The sequence below is a fragment of the Candidatus Cardinium hertigii genome (assembly GCF_050864915.1).
Taxonomy (GTDB): domain Bacteria; phylum Bacteroidota; class Bacteroidia; order Cytophagales; family Amoebophilaceae; genus Cardinium; species Cardinium hertigii_D.
The window spans coordinates 58,880-80,571 of sequence record NZ_JBOZWY010000001.1; the positions used below are offsets into that span (position 1 = coordinate 58,880).

The window sequence follows — 21,692 nt, forward strand, 5'->3', positions numbered from 1 at the left end:
TTACCAATTATCTATGGATTTGTTACAAATGTCATCCACTAGTTGACGAAAGATTTCTTTAATCAATTGCTTTTCTTTTTCATCCTGATTTTCAGTAGAAAGCATATCAGCACTGGCTGAAAATGATTTTTTATTAAAAGAAGATGTTTCATCAGAAGGGTTGATGAAAGAAATTTCTACGGTTATGGTTAGACGTTGTATTTCTTTAGGATTATCTTTATCCTCACTTTTGGTACTAAAAGCTGTACGATATGAAAAGGACTTAATCACCCCTTCGTACTGGATGTCACCATCTTTATCTTGTTTGGTTAAGGATGTTAGGCGTAATATTTTTGATTCAAGTGCTTCAGTAATCTTTTTGGGTAAATCTGTTGGTCCATCTGATGTCTCTGTATAAAATTCCTGAATAGAAAATGTTTGTATATCACCAGGGAGTGAAACCCCTGAGAAAGTAAAAAGACCACAACCATGCAGCCAAAATAGGCTAAAGAGAAAGTATAGGCTACGGTTTAACATCGAACTTTTCAAGCGCATATTGTTTAATTTTTCGGTAAAGCGTTCTTTCAGAAATCCCTAAATCATCCGCTGCATTTTTACGATTTCCATGGTTTTTTTGCAGAGATCTACGAATTAAAGCCTGCTCTTGGGCTTCAATAGATAGGTTTTCTGTTTTATGGGATGTACCTATGCAATTTAGGCGATCTTCTTTAAAAGATTGTGCTATTTCTAATAGATGGATCTGTTTGGCTATATTTTTTGGGTCACTATGGGTGCTGAATAGGCGTGTGTCTTCTTTTATAATAGGGTAGTTTATAGTACCAGACTCCATCAAATTAAATAGTAACGCTTTTAATTCTGCGATATCTCTTTTCAAATCAAATAAAATAGGGTAAATATATTCTTTTTCAAGTAGCTCATTATTGTTCCATTTTTTATAAAGTACGGGTAAGGTATGGTTTTGTACTTTTGGTAAATACTTTTCCAATACCTGTGGTGTGACCATTACTACTTCTTCAAGAAGTGCCATTTGTTCTACAATATTTTTTAATTGACGGATATTACCTGGAAACGGATAGGTACATAAGATATCTTTTGCTTCTGTACTGATTTCTATCGGTTTAGTGCGATACTTAGTAGCAAAATCACTAGAAAACTTGTGAAATAATTGTATAATATCTGCACCTCGTTCACGCAGAGGAGGTATGTTAATGGGAATGGTATTGAGTCTGTAATACAAGTCTTCTCGAAATTTACTCTGTTGAATGGCATGGACTAAGTCTACATGGGTAGCAGCCACTACACGCACTTTGGTTTTTTGTACACTAGAGGCACCTACTTTTACATATTCTCCATATTCTAATACCCGTAAAAGTCTGGTTTGGGTACCCAGAGGCATTTCACCTATTTCATCTAGAAAGATGGTACCCCCATTGGCTTCTTCAAAATAGCCTTTTCGGTTTTCTAATGCACCGGTAAAGGCACCTTTTTCATGGCCAAAAAGTTCAGCGTCTATTGTGCCTTCTGGAATAGCTCCACAGTTAATAGCTATAAATTTACCATGTCGGTAGGGGCTTAGTCCATGAATAATTTTTGAAAAAGATTCCTTTCCAGTACCACTTTCACCCATAATTAAAACAGATAAGTCAGTAGAAGCTACCTGCATGGCTACCTCTACCGCTTTATTCAACAATGCTGCATTGCCAATAATATTAAACCGTTTCTTGATGTATTGAAGATCTTCTTTCATAATCTTATAGGGATACTACTGTACCAAATAAAGTAGCTGCATTGCAATTTGTAATCTGTACATTTACGTAATTACCTATTGTATAGTTCCCTTTAGGGAAGACAACAATCTTATTTTGACTGGTTCTACCTTGCAAAAATGCTTCCGATTTCTTGGAACGTTTTTCAATCAACACTTGATGAACTTGATCTATGCTTTTTTGATTGTGCATTAAGGCGTGTGCACGTTGCTTGGTTATAATTTCACTTAACCTACGCTTTTTAACGCTTTCTGGTACATCGTCTGGGTATTTTCTAGCGGCCAATGTACCTGGACGCTCGGAATAATAAAACATAAAAGAGAAATCATATTGAACCGCATCCATTAAAGAGAGTGTATCGCCATGTTCTTCTTCTGTTTCGGAGCAAAATCCTGCAATCATATCAGAAGAAATGGCACAAGATGGACCTAAAATAGTTCTAATGGCCTGAATTCTTTCAAGATACCATGCTCGATCATAGGTACGGTTCATGAGCGCTAAGATGCGGCTATTGCCACTTTGCACAGGAAGGTGAATGTGCTTACAGATATTGGGATAACGTTTCATCGTATGCAACACTTCATCGGTCATATCTTTGGGATGAGAGGTAGAAAAACGTACCCTTAAAGTGGGGTCAATTTCAGCCACCATGGCCAGTAATTGGAAAAAGTGGATCATCTGATCGTTGGTTCTATTCAATACTGGGTTAGTAGCTGATGTGATAGATGGATGCCAGCTATAAGAGTCTACATTTTGTCCTAAAAGCGTAATTTCTTTATACCCTGCTTCAAATAATTTTTTGGCTTCTTGGACTATAGAATAGGGATCTCTGCTTCGTTCACGCCCTCGGGTAAAAGGAACAATACAAAAAGAACACATATTGTTGCACCCTCTCATAATAGAGATAAAAGCGGTTACCCCACTGGAATGTAAGCGAATAGGGGCAATATCGGCATAGGTTTCTTCTTTGGATAGAAAAGTATTGACTGCTTTATACCCTTGATCTACTTGACTAATAAGTCGGGGAAGATCTCTGTAGGCATCTGGACCTGCTACCAAATCAACTACTTTTTCTTCTTCTAGTAATTGCGTTTTAAGCCGTTCTGCCATACATCCTAATATACCTACAATAAGATCTGGTTGGTTTATTTTTTGTTGGTTAAAAAGCAATAGCCTATTGCGGATGGTCTGTTCTGCTTTATCCCGAATGGCACATGTGTTGATCAGAATAAGGTCTGCTTCATGATGCTGATCTGTAAAGACAAAGCCTTGTTTAGCCATAATAGAAGCCACAATTTCACTATCCGAAAAGTTCATTTGACAGCCGTAGCTTTCTATATATAGCTTTCTAGGCAACTGAGTATTGTGCGTACTAAGCGGTTTGCATAGGATTTTTCCCGCAGAACAATTTGTAGAGATAAATGTGTTTTGTTCCATGTGTATAGGATCATGTTGCTATATAATAATCTATCGCAAGCCTTTTGAGTAGCATAGATGAAAATTTGCTAAAAGCTATATAAAAATACAAAATAGATAGTATTGCCCCTAGGGGGGCATTACAGCGTCTTGGCCTTATGTAAAGTAAGTGCGCGGATCTGATCAATAATATTGCGGTCTACTAGTGTGGAGGTGTCTCCTAAATCTACTTCTTGTCGTACTATTTTTCTGAGCAGTCGGCGCATTATTTTGCCAGAAGCCACTTTAGGAAGCGCCGGTACAGGTTGTACCAGATCCGGAACGGCAAAGTCCCCTATTTGGTTTCGAATGATGGACTTGATCTCAGATTCCATTACATGATTGTATAGCTGTTCCTGTTTTAAGACAATAAAACAATGGATAGATTCACCTTTTATAGCATGTAGGGCCGATACGGCAGCCGCTTCTGCTACCGAGGTATGTTGCATCAGTACGGATTCAATTTCAGCGGTTGATATCAAGTGACCAGAGCAATTCAGCATATCATCTGTTCTACCTGTTATCCAAAAATAGCCATCTGCATCACGTTCTGCACCATCTCCTGTATAGTAATATCCATGGTATGGCTCAAAATAGGTGGCTTGAAACCGCTGATGATCTCCGTCCAGTGTCCTTGCCATCCCTGGCCAGGGATTTTTGATCACCAGATATCCTTTTCCTGGACCTATAATTTCAATACCATCTTCATCGACGATTGTGGGCACAATGCCCCAAAAAGGGAGTGTAGCAGAGCCAGGCTTCAATGGTGTAGATCCAGGAAGTGGACAAATAATGGGCGCGCCTGTTTCTGTCTGCCAAAAGGTATCAATGATGGGACAACGATTTGATCCCACTATTTCGTAAAACCAGCGCCAAGATGAAGGATCAATTGGTTCACCCACTGAACCCAGTATGCGCAAGGAGGCTCTACTATATTTTGTTACATATGAAATGGGCAGTTGCATAAGGGTTCGAATCGCTGTAGGGGCTGTATAAAATGTCGTTACCTTGTACCGATCAATCAAATCCCAGAAGCGTCCCCCATCTGGATAAGTTGGAATACCGTCAAATACAACAGAAGTGCTTTTACAGGCCAGTGCACCATACACATTAAAAGTATGACCTGTAATCCAGCCTAAATCTCCAGAACAGAAAAATATATCTTCTGGATGGTAGTCAAAGGCATATTTAAATACCGTTGCAGTATATAACAGGTATCCGCCGGTTGTATGGAGCACACCCTTTGGTTTGCCAGTTGAACCACTTGTATAAAGTATAAATAGCGGATCTTCCCCATCTACCCACTCAGGTGTACATAGTTCTGATGCAGATGCCATCAATTTTTCCCAAGCGCAATCTATAGCGTCATTCCAAGGAATCTCAGGTATTTCTTGGGTAGTCTGCAAGCGATTAAACACGATACAATGCTTCAGTGGATGACCAGCTGCCTTACATTGCATCAATGCTTGGGTTGCAATCGATTTGAGGGCAATAAACTTTCTGCCCCGAAATGTTCCATCAGCTGTTATCAAGAGTTTTGCTTGTGCCGCTATGATCCGTTCTGCTAGTGCGTTTGCTGAAAATCCTGCAAAAACAACAACGTGGACCGCACCAATCCGCGTACAACTTAACATAGCTATTATGGCCTCTATGGTATTCGGCATATAAATGGCTACCCGGTCTCCCTTTTTTATCCCCAGATCCTTTAAAACATTGGCACATTTACAAACAGCCTTTAGCAGCGCTTGGTAGGTGATTTGCTTTTGTTCACCTGGTTCATTGCCTTCCCAATAATAGGCAATCTTGTCTCCATAGCCATCCTGAATCGGTTTGTCTAGCAGGTTATAACAAATGTTGGTGGTAGCGCCTTCCATCCATTTTATAAAAATATCTCCCTTGTTTGGGTCAAAATTATAGTTAAGAAATGGACCTACCGGTTTCGTTTTCCAAAAAAATTCTGTAGCTATTTTTTCCCAAAACTTCGCCGGATCTTTAATGGAGGCGTTATATATTTTTAGATATGCATCCAACGATGCAATATAAGCTCTTTTCTGAATGACATCAGAAGGAAGGTAGACTGCTTCAGTTGTAAGGCTTTTCATGCTTTAAAAATTCTTCTATCCATGTGTAAAGTAGTCAATCTAAATTATAGGGCAATAAAATGATTGATTTTTATTTTTGTATATAGTTTTAAGGAATGGCTATAGTGGCCAGTAGATCTCTTGCTGAAAGGACACTATGCAAATCTGCAGTAATCGTCAGTATCAAGTTTTGATCCATTTTTTTTAGCTGGCAATAGGCTGGATGTTGTTGCATATAGTGCATAATATTTTCCCACATATTCAAATTTCTTTTTTGAAAATCAGTCCCTAAGTAGCAATGTAGGCATTGGCCTTTGAATGAAATTTTTTGAAACCCAATCCGTTCTGCTTCCCATCGCAGTTGTATCGTTTCCAATAAGGTTTCTGTAGGGCTAGGCAATGGACCAAATCTATCGATTAACTCTTTTTTAAATTCGGTTAATTGATCGATGTTTTTAAGCCCATTAAGCCTAGTGTAAAGTGTGATCCGCTGGGTTGTACTAGCCACATATTCAGGTGGTAAAAGTGCTTCACAGTCTGTTTCAACGGAGCATTCGTTGTATACCTTTTTGGTTTCTTGGGAAAATAATGTTTTAAAATCAGTATGTTTTACCTCTTCTACCGTTTCTTCTAGTATTTTACAATAGGTATCAAAACCAATATCTGATATAAAGCCACTTTGTGCTGCACCTAGTAGATCCCCTGCGCCACGTATGTCTAGATCCCTCATAGCCAGTTTAAAACCATCTCCTAATGCGGAACATTCTTCTAATGCAGCTAGTCGTAGTTTTGCTTCTGGCCTAAGGGTTGTCTCTTCTGGAATCAATAAATGGCAAAAAGCTTGCACATTAGAACGACCTACTCTTCCACGCATTTGATGTAAATCAGCAAGGCCAAAAAGATGGCTATCATTGATGATAATGGTATTCACGTTAGGTATATCCATTCCAGATTCTATAATATTGGTGGCTACCAGTATATCGTAGCGGCCTATCATAAACTGTAGTATTTTTTCCTCCAGCATAGATCCGGCCATTTGACCATGGGCTACACAGATGCGTGCAGTCGGCAGTAAGTCTGATAAATTTTGCGCTATAGTCTCGATATTGCTTACCCTATTGTGTACAAAAAAAATTTGTCCTCCACGCGCCATTTCATCTTCTATGGCTTCTTGGATGATTTTAAAATCGAAGCGGTGCACCTTTGTTTGGATAGCCAGTCTATGATTAGGAGGGGTAGTAAGTATACTTAAATCCCTAGCGCCCATCAGTGAAAAATGAAGCGTGCGTGGAATAGGTGTAGCAGTTAAAGTGAGTGTGTCTACATTCAAACGGATCTTTTTCAATCTTTCTTTCGCACTTACACCAAATTTTTGTTCTTCGTCAATAATCAACAGCCCTAAATCTTTAAATTGTACACTATTCGTCAGCAGTTTGTGTGTACCAATAAGAATATCCACCTTCCCAGAAGCCGTATCGGCAAGCGTTTGCTGAATTTCTTGTTTGGTTTTAAATCGGTTGATGTAACCAATATGAACAGGTAAATTAGAGAGCCGGTTGATAAAAGAGTTATAGTGTTGTAGCGCTAAAATAGTAGTCGGCACCAGTACAGCCACTTGCTTGCCATCTGCTGCTGCTTTAAAAGCCGCACGAATGGCTATTTCTGTTTTACCAAATCCCACATCGCCACACACCAGTCGATCCATAGGGGTGGGGCGTTCCATGTCTTGCTTCACTGCATCAATGGCTATCGCTTGATCGGGCGTTTCTTCATAGCAGAAAGAAGCGGCTAGTGCAGCATCTAGTACAGTATCTTTGCCAAAAGCAAAGCCTTTCGTTTGTTTTCGTTCTGCATAGAGTGTAATGAGTTCTTTGGCAATGTCTTTGATCTGTTTTTTAACATTATTTTTTTTACGTTGCCAAGCAGTAGTCCCTAATGTATGCATATGCGGTGTTGTGCCATCCTTGCTGGTATATTTGCTGATTTTGTATAGTTCGTGTACGTTTACGTAGACCATATCATTGTTTTTATAAATCAGTCGGATGGCTTCTTGCTTCTGTGTATGGATGTGTAATGAATGTAATCCAGAAAATCGGCCAATGCCATAGTCACTATGTACCACATAATCACCAATTTCTAGTTTCCTGCATGCATCGGCTAGTAAAGCTTCCGTTGTAGTATGCGGTTTGGGTGGTTGGTACCTATAGTATCTATTAAAAATTTCATGATCACTATAGCAGACTATTTTGGCTGTATGGTCTATGTACCCTTCGCGTAAACCCACCAACAATGGGGTAAAAGTTGTTGTAGGAGAGGTGTCTGCTAAAATAGTTTTGAGTCGTGCAAGTTGTCCTGCAGAAGCGGCTGTAATATACACATCGTAGTCTTGCTGCTTTCTTTTGTAGAGGTCAGCGCCTAGAAGTTTAAAATTTTGTTGAAAGCGAGGTTGTTTTTCAGTATCGCAGTGTAGTATAAGATCGTTATCTCCCATAACAGATGCGACCGATCCAAATAGGATTTGATGAAAGGGTACAATAGATGTTATAAAATTTTCTATTGTTTCTAGCGTATGGGAAGGGGCTGATGGAGTAGCTGTGCCAGATGGCTGTGCCACTATTTTTGCTTTGTTTTTTAGCCAAATGGAGCTGCCTGTTGGTAGACAGACAGCAAAAGAAGTGTAGCGCAATGGTTTTTCCGTTGTCGTTTCTGGGTTGGATACAATCGTTGCCACATTGGTTTGTTTAAAAGATTTTTGGTCTTTTGGATCAAAAATACGGATGGTGGAAACTTGATCTCCCCATAGTTCTATTCGATAAGGGAACGCTTGGTTGACCGCATATATATCAATAATGCCACCACGTATTGCAAATTGACCTATGTGGTATACAAAATCTACCTTTATAAATCCTTTTTGTTTAAGCATGCTTTCCAAGCTTTGCATCGACAGGGTTTGATCTACTTGTATCTTGTAAGCCATAGTGTCCACTAGAGATGGTTCTAAGATCTTTTCCAGTAGTGCGGCTATATGTGTGACGATCAATGCTGCAGATTTACTTTCGTTTATAGCATGTATGATGGCGGATCGTTTGTGTTGAATCGTTTTATACTTATCCTTATGTTCTTCTAAACTGGGTAAGCGCAGCACAGCGCAGCTGGGCAATAGCTGATTTAGGTCTCCATACATAGCCAGCGCTTCTTCTTTGTTTTCAACTACCACTAATTGTAAATGCCGAGAACTTTGGTGCAGTGCGGCGATTAATACAGCATCCAAGCTACCTTGTATACCATGCAGATGGAGCGCTTTATCTTTTGGATCTTCTTTTAGGTAGTCTGTAAGCTTGGTGACTACTTCTTTTTTTTGGTATAGTGCTATAAGGTCTTTGGTCTGCAAGATTGAAATAAAGGTTAATGAAGATAGAATGGTTCTTGATGATATCAGCGATTCAAAATGTCCCATACCGTTACGGTTGGGCTGCAAAATAAAATGTCCACACTGCATAGAGGATGCCTCATGCAAATCTACAAATACTTTTTTAAATAGAGATCTCTATGAATGGCAAAGGAAGAAGTATTGATCACGTTGTAATGGAAAGATTTGTTAAAACATTAAAATATAGCTGTTTTTTAGTAAATGATTTTAAAAACGTTAAAGAGCTAAAAGAAGAAATTAATAGTTACATGACTAGGTATAATAATCAAAGATTTCATTCTGGTTTTAACTGTTAGAAACCTATTTTAGGGGGCACTATAATTTTTTAGTCCACTACAGCATCTTTACAGCCTAAATATGTTTAAACGACGCACTTCTAGTGTGTCGTTTTTCTACCAAAGTGAGACAATAAATTAGAGAGAAATATAAAAGCCAATACTTTTTAAAAGTATTGGCTTTTATATTTTATTTTTGTACTATTGAAAGTATTAAATTATTAGAAGTAAATGATCATACAAAATATGTACATATTACAATTCTATAAAAAAAAATCTCATTACCTATGGGTAATAGGTTTCAGTATTCTATCGTGTACTGCTTGTAATCAATTCACTAGATATGGTATGCATTCTATCCATGAAGGTACCAATCAGGCTGAAGGTATCCTAGTCAATAAGGGGAATAGGTACGGGGATACCCCACTACATATTGCAGCAGAAATAGGTAATGAAAGAGAAGTCAAAAATCTACTAAAAATCAAAGGAATTAAGTTTAATAAACAAAATTATTCTGGTAGTACTCCGCTTCATTTGGCAGCAGAAAATGGTCATGAGAAAGTAGTAAAAGCACTACTGGAAATCCCAGGTATTGATGTAAATAAAGGTACTCGTCTTTGGAATACTCCGCTTCATTTGGCAGCAAAATATGGTCATGAAAAAGTAGTAAAAGCACTACTGGAAATTCCAGGTATTGATCTAAATAAAGGTACTCGTGATGGCGATACTCCGCTTCATTTGGCAGCCCATCATGGTCATATAGAAATAGTTAGAACGCTACTAAGCAGTGAGGGAATTTTGGTTAATCAAATAGGTTCTAATTACAATACCCCCCTTCATGCTGCATCAGAAAATGGTCATATAGAAGTAGTTAAAGCGTTACTAGAAGTTAAGGGTATTGATATACATGCAAGAAATATTAATGGATATACGCCACTGCATCATGCCGCAGAAGGTGGATATGAAGAGGTCGTAAAAGTTCTATTGAAAGTTATTCGCATTCACATCGATGCAAAAGATAGAAATGGAGATACTCCCTTGCATCTTGCTTCAAATAGTGGTCATGAAGAAGTAGTAAAAGTTCTACTATCAGCAGGTACTGATGTGCATGTAAAAGACAGTGATAATGCTACTCTCCTTCATCATTCTGCAAAATATGGTTATAAAGAAGTAGTAAAAGCACTACTGGAAATTCCAGGCATTGATATCAATGCAAAAGATAGTTCCGGTAGTACTGCATTATATTGTGCCATAAAATATGGTCATGAAGAGATCGTAAGCGTATTACTATCATCAGGAGCTGATGTGAATATAGAAGATAATCATAATGCTACTCCCCTTCATCATGCCGCATGTAATGGTAATATAAACGTATTTAACAATCTCATAGAAAAAGAAGCTATAGGTATTAAGATCAATTCAAAAGATAGTTATGGTAGTACTCCACTACATCGTGCTATACAATATGGTCATGAAGAGATTATAAGCGTCTTACTATCATTAGGCGCTCATGTAAATACCAAAGATAATGAAGGAGACACCCCATTGCATTATGCAGCCATATATAATCGTATAAGAACAGTTAGCGTATTACTACAGGAAATAGGTATTGATATTTATACAAAAAATAATAATGGTGAGACGGCACTAGATATTGCCACAGCAGAGGGTCATGAGCAGGTAGTCAAATGTCTACTAGAATCCAGCGTTATTGATGCAAATGCTACTAGTTAGAACTTAATATTATAATGCTGTATTCACAGTATAAACCTAACATAAAAATAAGTATATAAAAAAAGTAATAAGTCCTAAATTAACGTCAACTCGGTATTAAAGTTGTTGTAAACCAATCATATACATATATATATTATTTATGATCTTTAGTTTACTCAAAGTAAGTGAACAAGTTCTATTGCGTTTCATATATGAGGTAGTTAGCAAATATCCTTTTATAAACTTTATAAGGAAATAATCAACAGCGTGATATATTTAACTAATCTTGATTAATTTAGTCTAAGCTTTTTAAGTGATTTAGTTTAAAATTTAAATTTTTAAATTCAACTCCTCCCAAGAAGCCTTTTCAATCCATTTTTCAAAAATCTAACCTCAAATTCAGTTTATAAATCATCTCTATTTGATTGGGCTAAATGAATATATTAGCCTGATCTGTGTAATATCAGTCAATAAATAAATACCATCGATATGCCACAAAATACTAAACAAGAGTTAATAGAACGATTACTTACTGATGATAAGATAGTATCTTCTAGCCAAGGTGAGTATGTCAAGGTATCCAATCCAAAAAACCCACAAGGTTTTAGTGAGTCATTGGCTTTATTACTTTCTAAGGTACCAACTATACATTCACCACTAAAGCCAGAGTTTTTCGTTCATTTCTTTCTTGGCTCTGCACTGACATTACCTTATAGTAAGTTAATGGATGAGTTAAGTATAAAAGATATATACTTTAAGTTAGATAATCAGCAATCATCTAGTTGTCTTAAACTAGTATTTAATATAGAGGAAAATATAAATGGGAAAATCAATCGTAAAATAAAGTTTGTAATAATTAATACTGCACCTAAGTCAAAGAATACAGATAATATTCAATTCACTGCTGAAGAAATACAAGAGGTATATCATAAATTATCTTTGAATAAAGATAATCATAAAATCGATGGTCAAATATTAAATATTTTTACATGATCAAGATTTAAGGTAAAAGTATTACCTGAAGCAGGTTCATGAGAATAAATATAAAAGTAACTTTCATGGTAATAGTAATTCAGATTTTACTTTTACAGAAGTCTAAAAAGCACTTTGAAGATTTAGATTTCGATGATATCTGAATAAAAAAGTTCCAGTGATTTAGATACCTCTAAAAGAGGGTACAGAAAGTACTTTTAAAGTCCTTGGGGATATATATATCGCATAAATATTATACTAATGTATTAGGTCAATCAGAGGCATCATATCATGGCATAGTATGTATGGATTTTTGAAGGCAACTATAAGTATAAATACAAACTGGATTGTCATGTAGAACGGATAGCAGGAAAGGGATATGTTGATTTAATCATATTGTCGCGCAAATTAGATAATGAAGAAACCAACAACAATCTCGCAAGTAGTAAAAAAAAGGAACCTGTTGTAATATTAGTTGAAATAAAGTCAAAAGAGGGAGCAATTAAAGCAATAGAACAGATTGACCGTAATGGCTACATATATAATTTACCAAATATTAGAACCAATCGAAAAGATGCAGTGATAATAGGCGTAGACTTTAATAAAGACGGTAAAAATGGTCAAACAGTAGATAATACCAATGATCAAAAAGTTACTGATATAAAAGTAGAAACGAGGCTTATAGATACTTTTGAAAGAAATTTAGTAGCTGATTTAGTAGATAATATTGATAAAAATAAGTCAAAAGATGAGATTAGAGTTAATATTGCAAAACAAATCAAGCATTTGTATTACTCATCTATTAAGAGTAAAGATTATCATTTTTTACGCAACCTATTACTGGGACAATCTATTACACTAAATCCTGATTTAATAGACAATAGATATGTATTTAAATATGAATTGGAATCTATTAGCCAAAAAGTAACCACTATTCTACTGCATAAAAAGAATAAAGAACTGGGTATAATACTCAATATTGTAGAGAGTAATGGAGAACATAGTACGCGCTCAAAAATATCTTATGATCCTAAAAGTATGAATCTTGATAAAGATAAGATAGTTCCTATTGACAGCAACCTAAGTATTAAAAATCTACATGTAGTTACCATTAAGGTAAAGCCTAGTGCAAAATATTTTAGTGAAGAAGTGGATAAGGGGGATTCACCGGAAAACTATTATCTCACGTCTGAATCTATTCAGATAGAAACCAATAAAAAAACGAGTCGTCGTAATGGTAATTCATATAAAGGTGAATTTAAAAAAATTGGTTCTTTTGAGATAAACGAATTGATTAAGTCAATATACGGTGATTCAAATTCAAGTGGTTCTAAATCAGATAGACCGCCATCGCCAAAGAGATCCAAACCGAATAATTTCCAAACTATATTATTAGATGTTTTGAAACCATTAGAATCGTTTATAAAAAGTGAAGCTGATTTACAACACATCATCCATGGTATGTTGATAGATCAAACACTTAAAGATGGTGAACGTATTAAAGTCTTTTCAGAAGTTACTTCAGGAAATGGTAGAGCAGATATAGTATTTCTTACGATAAATAATGATGCTCAAGAAACAAGGTATGCAATTATAGAGTTGAAGTATAAAGGAAATACTAATAATCAGGTTATTAATGGTAATAAACAAATAGAAGGATATAATAAATTTTCCAAACTGGTTACAGATCTACCAGAGTCAAAAGGGGTTACAATCGTATTCAATAGTAATAGGAAAAATGCTGATTTAGTGACTGTATCGTTTTCATCACATGCAATAGATCATTCATCACAAGAAGATGAGCTAAGTAGTAGTGAAGAAAATATGGAAGGACGTAAGCGAAAAATTCCAAATAAAAATATTTTAGAACCCTGTTTAGGGAGTAATAGCAGGAGAAAAAGAGAAACCGAATGTAAGATAGGATGGGATGATGTAGATAAGATCAGTAGTAGTCAGACAAGAAATCCTGAGGAGATTGAAATAGACGCAAAAAAGTTTTTAGAATACAGTAAGCAACATGAGAAAGATGATGAAAAGAGCAGTCAGTTGTCAAGCTTAGCAGAAGAGATACAGGGTAAAGGAGAGGGAAAAATAGTAGGTAAACCTGAATATAAAAAATTGTTAGATACCGTTGTTAAATATAAATCCTATAAGAACTATATACAGCAAAAAAGGATTAACGATATAGGTCGTCATATAATATATAAAGATGAATTCAGTCTATCATTAAAATGGGAGTTAGTAAATGCAGCAGGTAAGCTACAACTTATGCATGGCGTATATGGAACGATTATATCCTGTGAGAATCCTGAAAATATAAAAAATTGCGTTCTTAGTACCGCTTCTCTTGGCTATTCATTTTTATCACAACCCATTGAAAATAGAGCACTTTCAATAGCATATAAAACAGTAGATAGGTTCTTTTTTAATAATGATTTGATTCAATCAAAAATGTTACCCTATAAACTAGAGATGATGCAAGAAATTGGAATACAATATGCACCTAGTATGGCTAAAGTTGGAGCTGGTGTCTTTATTGGTATATTTGATATTATCGATATAGGTATATCCATCAGTTCTTTGATAGAATGTCGTAACAGAGCGGCTAGTGATAATCGATGTAGTGATAAAGAAATCAGAGATACTATAGCTATGATCGGTTTTAGTAGTATTTCGTTTGCTTCTGGTATAGGACTAACGGTTATGGAAGCTGGTGGACCAGTTGGAGTGGTAGTAGGTATGTCTATACTAGCAGGACAAGGGATATATAATGGTATTAGTAATGTTATAGCGTATGAAAAGCGATATCATACGACACTAGGGGAGGATTGGAGTATACTTTGGCGGTCGATTTTATCAAAAAACATGGCTGAAGATATAGAGCATTTGGTTGCAAGGAATGAGCTAATTAATGATATAACGCAAACTGCTTGGAAGATCTTCAGTAACAAATCAAGTGATGTTGTAGCCTATGCCATAGGAATCGGTAAAGAACAAGCTAAATATTTTTTAAAATGTGAAGAAAGACTAGCATTTGCACCAGGAGGTCCATATTCTTATAAAGAATGTAATAACCACACTAATTATATTACAGAATCATCCTATAGTAGGATAGATTTATCTAAAAAATCTAATACTAATCATACATTATCGCGTGTGCAACCAAAATCTATTGCTAATGTTACCATGATTTGTTTACCTAAAGTTACAGGAAATGATTATGAAAAAGGAATTGTTCAATCAAATGCTGATGCAGTTTATGAATGTGATAATGCAGTAGTAATGGCTTATAAACAGAGAGAATATTCGGATACTAGAAATAAAAGTAAATATATTATATATGATTTAAATCTTGTAAATGCTGGATACGTAGTTGCTAGTAACGAACATAATAATATATTTGATATTTTTGGAGGGAATACAGAAATATCTGGTGGAAAGAGTTTAAATAATATATTCAACATACGAAATAACACATATCATGGTAAAATTAATTTAGGTTCTGGCAGTACAAATGTAATTGATGTGAGGAATCCATCAAATAGTACTATTAGTATCGAATATCTGTATGAACGTGGTATAACGCAGATGAATATTACTACTAATAGTAGTATGGCACACATATCTGCTACTTTACCTATTGAAAAGATTCAATATGTTAGTGATTCAAATAAAGTAGATAAAATCGTATGCAAAGATTCTAATTCCACTACATACGATGATAATATAGCACATAACCATATTACCATAGATAGCGGTGGTGGGCCAAATAATAGTGAAAAAGATAGCATAATAGGCTGTAGGAATGTAATTCTATCACCGAATACTATAGTTACAGGTGATAATGGTAATTATACTATTTATATAAAATGCAAAAATTTTAACACAAATTATGCTGAATCCAATATAAATTTGCCTGTAAACAGCCAAAAAACCATAATATTTCCTAACATATCCTTATTAAAGGATGCTACAAGCATTAAATACAATGCTTCAAGAAATGGCTTAACAATCAATATACCTTTATCACAAAATGGTCAGTATGTATTGGAGTTAGAAAATTATCTTACAAATACTAATAGGACAAGTTATGTATTCATAGATAAACATGGTAGTAATATTGTACCAAGGTTAGATAACGTTATAGAAAGCCATGATGTAAATCATTTTTTAATATATGCTGATATAAGAAGTAATCTTGAAGAGCAAACGTTGATAAAGCATTATCAAAATATTACATATACAACGCATAAGTATAATATATTTAGTATACTAAGAAACAAAAATAATGATTTATGGCAATTTGGTTCTGTAGGTAATGATATCATACAAAATGATGGTAATACTATATTTATGTCAGGAGGAGAAGGCAGCGATTTATATGTGATAACTCAAACAAAGAAGTATTTAGACTTATCGATTAGGAATCATGCTAAAGATTTAGCGATTGATATCTTGAGTATACCATCAATATTAACAGATATAATTCTAAGTAGGAATGGTAATCATCTTGTATTGGATTTACTTTTCAGTAACTATATTACTCTTCTAGATTATTTTATAAATAAAGAAAATCAGCATATAGCATTAATAGATCAAAATAATGATACTTTTATGCCCTTGGCAATAGAAGATGAAATAACATTGATTCCATTTTTACGTAAGCATTTAAGTAAAAATATTTTCAGATGCTTCAGTAGCGAAAAACATATAGCAATTGATATAGAGGACAAAGATATTCTGCTTTACCAACAGGAGAATGATTTGTTTATAACAGAGCAAACTGCTGATAATATTGATGGATTAAATATTATCTTAACCGATTACTATGCAAATAACGAAGAATGGTTAGATGTAAAGTTTTATGCATATAAAAATGCTGTAATCAGTACAATTGATTTGCATCATATGGCAACGTCATATATGCCTTATGAAAAGCCGCATGATAGTGTTATTCAAACATATGCAGTAGATCTAACCAATGGATTTAACTATGTAGCCACTACAAAATATAATCATACTCCATATTATAGTAATGCGTTAAGACAGTATAATCTAATACTAAGTGATAAAAAATTAACAGTATTGCTGTTTAAAGATACGCCACTTAAGCGTTTAGTAGTAGAAAATTATACGGTCGATACTTTTGTTTATAAGGATAATCTATACAAGGATAATATGCTTCAGCTACATGATTGGACAGATAGGAAAGATAAAATATTGATCTTTGAGTTTGATAATGGATTAGAACCTGATAGAATTTATCTATCCAATACAACTATAGCAAGAATAAAATTAAATAATGAAATAGATAAAAAAATAGATGGAAATATAACAGTGCAACTCATAGAGGGCTTAATGTCACATTGTATGCCATCTAATGCGGAAAATGTCTTTCCTAATCATAATCAATTAGGCTATTCTTTCCTTGAAGCAGAACTGCATTATCGTAACAGAGGTAGTATTGATACAAATAATGGGATAGGAGAGCGTAGTGCTGCAGAAGTATTGATATATCTAGCATTCAAGTCATATAATGAATTGCTATTAAAATATCCAGATATAGAAAAAGCATATCTACGTAAGATAGATGATAGCTGTTTTGGTACATTATTACCAGAGACGTGCATTAAAATGATAATAGATCGTGTGAATATGACTTCAAGCTTGAGTGGTATAGAGCAATTTATAAATGATAATCAAAAAGATATAAATAGTCTTGCTGTAAAAGAACTACTAGACTTAGCGCATCCTCACAAGCATCGCCATCATCACGGAGAAAGTGCTGGCGCACATCACAGAGGACGTAGAGATGTACCTTCTAGTGCTTCTAGATTGGAATCTGTTCCGATTAGTATAGTAAAAAATATATGGTCAAAAATGATAGGCTTTTTTAGTTTTAACTATCCTGCAAAGATGACACACACTGTATCTGATACTTACCTTCATACATCAATATCAGGTACGCATGTTAGACTTGATTTAGGTAATACAGCATTACAATATAATCATACAGTTCCTAACAGTAAATATGGATATTCAAATCAAAAATATAATACTCAAAATCAATATATAAAATGTGTTCCGTATATTTGGAACGCTATCAATCAAGAATATACTAGAGATGGTATGACTTGTACCTTTTCTCATGGTCAGGCTCAAATCTTTAGTAATATTCATCAAGGCACTAATGCTATACAAGATAAAGGTTATTCTATAGGAGGTGATAATTATAATGTTAAAAATTGTCATCGTGTGAATTATAATGACCGTCCATTTATGCATTGTACAGGAAAACATACCACTATAATCTACACTCCATACAATATACCTCCTATTGATAGGTTAGAAGATATAACTAGTAAATCATATGCTACATTATGTTTATTTCGTGTTTTGCATATTAACCAATTAGGTCTATTAATATGGAAAGCAGTAACTAATCCTAAAGTGTTATTTAGTTCAGAATCGTCTGATAAAATGGTGGAAATTACTCCTGAGCAAAAAAATGAGTGGCAAGATAGTATTAAAAAAATTGCATCCTTAATACAAAAATTAGAAAAATTATCATTTAAATTAAGCAAAGAAGATATAAAATTTAATAGTAAAGTAATTAAAAATAATCTACAACATGCCAAATTAGATTTGCAAGAACATATCAAAGAAATTGAAATTTTAAGTAAAAAATATAGTACTGAATATAAAACAATCTCAATGCTTAATGAGCAACTTGAATGGCTACCAAAAGATTTAAAATACGATATTGATGCTCTTAATGACCAACAACAAAAAGTTCAGCAAGTTGATGGTAAACAACCCAATGCAAGATATTCATATGATCATCTATGGCATTCCATTTCAGCCTTAGATGTAGGTGATAATATAGAATATTGTAGCAATATAAATCAGAATCATGTAAATGAACAAAATCCTATATCAATGGGTAATATGACAAATACAGAGTCAGTAAAAATATTTAATACATGGGAGGGTTACCAAAAAGTTGTATAAAGGATCAGTGGAATCGAATGAACAAAAAGTTAAAGACGCGATACAACCTTTTAAAAAAGACTTCATGATTATCATCTACTTAACCTCAAAATCATCTTTATACTCTATTTTTTTTGGAAATCCTCCTGTTATTTACTTTATTACTTATATATGATTAAAAGGTTTATATTAAATGGATGCATCCAATACAGCCTATTTGTTCTACTATTTGAGGTTACCCCTCTGATCGGTAAGCAAATGAGCCTATAAAAGGTCAGGGGAGTAGCTGATATCTAATGGCTTACTATGTCAAGCATATTGTTGACCTGCATAGACGGCGTGCACAACCATCTTTTCTTTTCTTTTCTTTATTTTTTTATCTCTATGGCTTCTATATCAGGTGATTTTATTAAGTACGCTATAAGAATAGGCAGTAAAACCCTAGATACAAGTTACCCTATACAATCCATAATAGTCGATAAAAGGATCAATAAAATTCCTTATGCAAAAATAGTGTTGCATGATGGTAGCATTCAGTCACAAACTTTTTCTATAGCCAATGATAAGACTTTTACCATTGGTGCCACTGTTGTGATACAAGCTGGCTATGACGATGGCTTAGCCCAACTATTTGAAGGTGTAGTAGCTAAATTGGCCATCCAATCTAGGTCAACGGGATGCTCTACGTTGACCGTAACCTGTAGAGATGTTGCCTATAAAACTACCCTTGCACCCAAAACAATGCATTTTGTAAAAATAAAAGATAGCGACCTTTTTAAAAAGATCTTAAATGGATATAGTGGCTTAAGCCATAAAATCGAAGCTACTGCTATTGTACATGAAAATATTTCACAGCACGAAATATCCGATTGGGACTTTTTAAATATTCGCGCTGAAGCCAATGGACAAATTGTTGTAGTAAATGATGGTGTAGTCTCCATCAAAAAACCAAAAGCAACTGGTAAAGGCTCCTTTACCTATACATATGGCGTTGATTTTATTGATTTTGATGCTGAAATAGATGCAAAAGATCCATGGTCAGCTGCTACGGCGCACTCTTGGGACAGTACCAAGCACAATAAAGTTTCTGAAAAAGCAACTGATCCAGGTGAACAGTCTATGGGCAGTATCTCCTATAAAAAATTAACCGCTGCTACCCAAACAGGTAGCGTTACAATATCCCACAGCGGTGTACTAGATCCTTTGGAGCTCAAAACGTTGGCAACTGGTTTGCTCAGCCGAAGTAGAATAGCCAAAATAAAAGGTAACGTTACCGTTTCAGGTAATGCTGCATTGCATCATGATCGAATGATCAGCATTGAAAAGGGGGCAACCCATTTTGCAGGAGATGCCTATGTATCCGGTATGCAGCATATTATATCCAATGGAAATTGGCAAACCACATTAACCTTAGGACTAGATGCACAGCGCTACATGCACAAATACCATGACATTGGCGCACTTCCAGCAGCAGGTATGATGCCCCCTATGCATGGCCTACAACTCGGTGTAGTAAAACAAATTACACAAGATCCTCAAAAACATGATCGGATTTTAGTACATCTACCGTTGGTACAAGACAAGCCCAAAGAGGGCATTTGGTGTCGTTTGGCCTCGTTTTACGCTACCCAAGCATCAGGTGCTTTTTTTATTCCAGAATTGGAGGATGAGGTAGTAGTAGGTTTCGTAAATGACGATATTCGATTCCCTATTATTCTAGGTTCCCTTCATAGCAGCAAACACCCATCACCTAAAACCGTTGATCCTAAAAATGTTTTTAAATCTTTTGTTTCTAGAGAAAAATTAGAGTTTACTTTTCATGATGATAAAGAAGGTCCTGAAATCATTATTAAAACGGCTAAAAAAGCGCTTATTCAGCTATCAGATAAGCAAAAAAGTATTGAAATAGTGGACCAGAATGGCAATAAAGTTGTTTTAAGCAATACGGGGATCCATCTAACCAGCAATAAAGATATTCATTTAAATGCAAGGGGCAGTATCAGCATACAAGCCGGAAAAGATATCGTCCTAAGTGGCATGCAAAATGTAAACCTGAAGAGTATGAACATCAATGCACAAGCTTCCATGAAGGCTACCCTAAGTGGCAATGCCAGTACCGAAGTAAAATCTAGTATGGCCACCATTATAAAGGGTACAACTGTACTCATCAATTGATAAAATTATTTTGTAGATTTTCTACTATTACATCATATACAATAATTAGCACACTATGCCACCTGCAGCTGTATTATTAAATAAGCATATATGTCCTATGATCACACCAGGGGTTCCTCCTGTTCCCCATGTAACTGGAGGAATGATTGTATTGGGGTGTCCAACGGTTTTAATAGGCAAACTCCCTGCAGCAAGAATGGGAGACACCATGCTTTGTAATGGCCCACCTCCCCATCCGGATACCATTGTGAGGGGCTCTTTAACAGTTTTAATAGGTAGTAAGCCTGCTGCACGTTTAGGCGATACAACAGGTATGGGTGGAACCATACTACAAGGATGCCCTACTGTAATAATTGGTGGATGAAATATACAAATAGATAAAAAAGAAATGTATGGAAAATGAGTATAATTTTTTGGGGATAGGATGGAAGTTCCCACCTTCTTTTAACCACCATAGCAGTACCGTAGAAATGGTAAACGGGCTACATGATATCAGAGAAAGTTTAATCATCTTAATGCGGACTAGGGTAGGTGAGCGCATGATGGAACATAAATATGGTTGTGATCTGACCCCACTTGCTTTTCAACAATTAAATCTCAACTTGGAAACCTTTATGGTAAACAATATCAAGCAAACCATTACAGAACACGAACCCAGGGTAGAGGTCGTTGGTATTAAATTGACCAGTTCTAATGAAGAAGGAACAATTGATATTCAGGTAAATTATAAAGTAAAGGACTTAAATATAGAAGAAACCATCCAATATGGCTATCATCCTGTATTTAATAAATAATATCTTGCCCATAAATAGTATGTAAACAGATGGTTAAGCAT

At 35.2% G+C, this 21,692-nt stretch carries 12 protein-coding genes; 7 read left to right on the top strand and 5 right to left on the bottom strand.

All coding sequences use genetic code 11. The annotated features are described in order from the left end of the window. The 5 genes from lptE to mfd all read right to left on the bottom strand — a co-directional run bounded on the left by lptE (position 1) and on the right by mfd (position 8,801). Positions 1-516 carry an LPS assembly lipoprotein LptE gene (lptE, locus tag ACRRVD_RS00245; RefSeq protein ID WP_432461185.1) on the bottom strand — a complete coding sequence of 172 codons (516 nt, stop codon included), beginning with the start codon at positions 514-516 and terminating at the stop codon, positions 1-3. Continuing rightward, a complete protein-coding gene (locus ACRRVD_RS00250) occupies positions 503-1,747 on the bottom strand; it encodes a sigma-54 interaction domain-containing protein (protein WP_432461186.1) in 1,245 nt (414 codons plus the stop codon). The genes lptE and ACRRVD_RS00250 overlap by 14 nt, the downstream gene beginning before the upstream one ends. A gap of 4 nt (positions 1,748-1,751) precedes the next feature. Beyond that, positions 1,752-3,203 (bottom strand): tRNA (N6-isopentenyl adenosine(37)-C2)-methylthiotransferase MiaB, encoded by a 1,452-nt coding sequence (gene miaB, locus ACRRVD_RS00255; protein WP_432461187.1) that lies wholly within the window; start codon positions 3,201-3,203, stop codon positions 1,752-1,754. Between the two features lie 119 nt (positions 3,204-3,322). Beyond that, positions 3,323-5,323: an acetate--CoA ligase gene (acs, locus tag ACRRVD_RS00260; RefSeq protein WP_432461188.1), complete on the bottom strand. Its 2,001-nt coding sequence runs from the start codon at positions 5,321-5,323 to the stop codon at positions 3,323-3,325. Between the two features lie 88 nt (positions 5,324-5,411). After that, positions 5,412-8,801, bottom strand: a complete 3,390-nt coding sequence (gene mfd, locus ACRRVD_RS00265; protein ID WP_432461189.1) for a transcription-repair coupling factor — start codon at positions 8,799-8,801, stop codon at positions 5,412-5,414. Between the two features lie 50 nt (positions 8,802-8,851). On the opposite strand from mfd, the gene ACRRVD_RS00270 reads away from it, so the two are divergent. The 7 genes from ACRRVD_RS00270 to ACRRVD_RS00300 all read left to right on the top strand — a co-directional run bounded on the left by ACRRVD_RS00270 (position 8,852) and on the right by ACRRVD_RS00300 (position 21,651). Further along, entirely contained in the window at positions 8,852-9,028 is a 177-nt protein-coding gene (locus tag ACRRVD_RS00270) for an integrase core domain-containing protein (protein WP_432461190.1), read from the top strand. A gap of 327 nt (positions 9,029-9,355) precedes the next feature. Continuing rightward, a complete protein-coding gene (locus ACRRVD_RS00275) occupies positions 9,356-10,741 on the top strand; it encodes an ankyrin repeat domain-containing protein (RefSeq protein ID WP_432461191.1) in 1,386 nt (461 codons plus the stop codon). Between the two features lie 468 nt (positions 10,742-11,209). Beyond that, positions 11,210-11,713, top strand: a complete 504-nt coding sequence (locus ACRRVD_RS00280; protein WP_432461192.1) for a hypothetical protein — start codon at positions 11,210-11,212, stop codon at positions 11,711-11,713. Positions 11,714-12,088: 375 nt separating this feature from the next. Beyond that, complete coding sequence (locus ACRRVD_RS00285; RefSeq protein ID WP_432461193.1) at positions 12,089-18,703, top strand: PD-(D/E)XK nuclease domain-containing protein; 6,615 nt, start codon at positions 12,089-12,091, stop codon at positions 18,701-18,703. A gap of 300 nt (positions 18,704-19,003) precedes the next feature. Next, a complete protein-coding gene (gene vgrG, locus ACRRVD_RS00290) occupies positions 19,004-20,857 on the top strand; it encodes a type VI secretion system tip protein VgrG (RefSeq protein ID WP_432461194.1) in 1,854 nt (617 codons plus the stop codon). Positions 20,858-20,912: 55 nt separating this feature from the next. Next, positions 20,913-21,221: a PAAR domain-containing protein gene (locus tag ACRRVD_RS00295; RefSeq protein ID WP_432461195.1), complete on the top strand. Its 309-nt coding sequence runs from the start codon at positions 20,913-20,915 to the stop codon at positions 21,219-21,221. A gap of 28 nt (positions 21,222-21,249) precedes the next feature. Next, entirely contained in the window at positions 21,250-21,651 is a 402-nt protein-coding gene (locus ACRRVD_RS00300; RefSeq protein ID WP_432461196.1) for a GPW/gp25 family protein, read from the top strand. Positions 21,652-21,692: the final 41 nt, after the last annotated feature.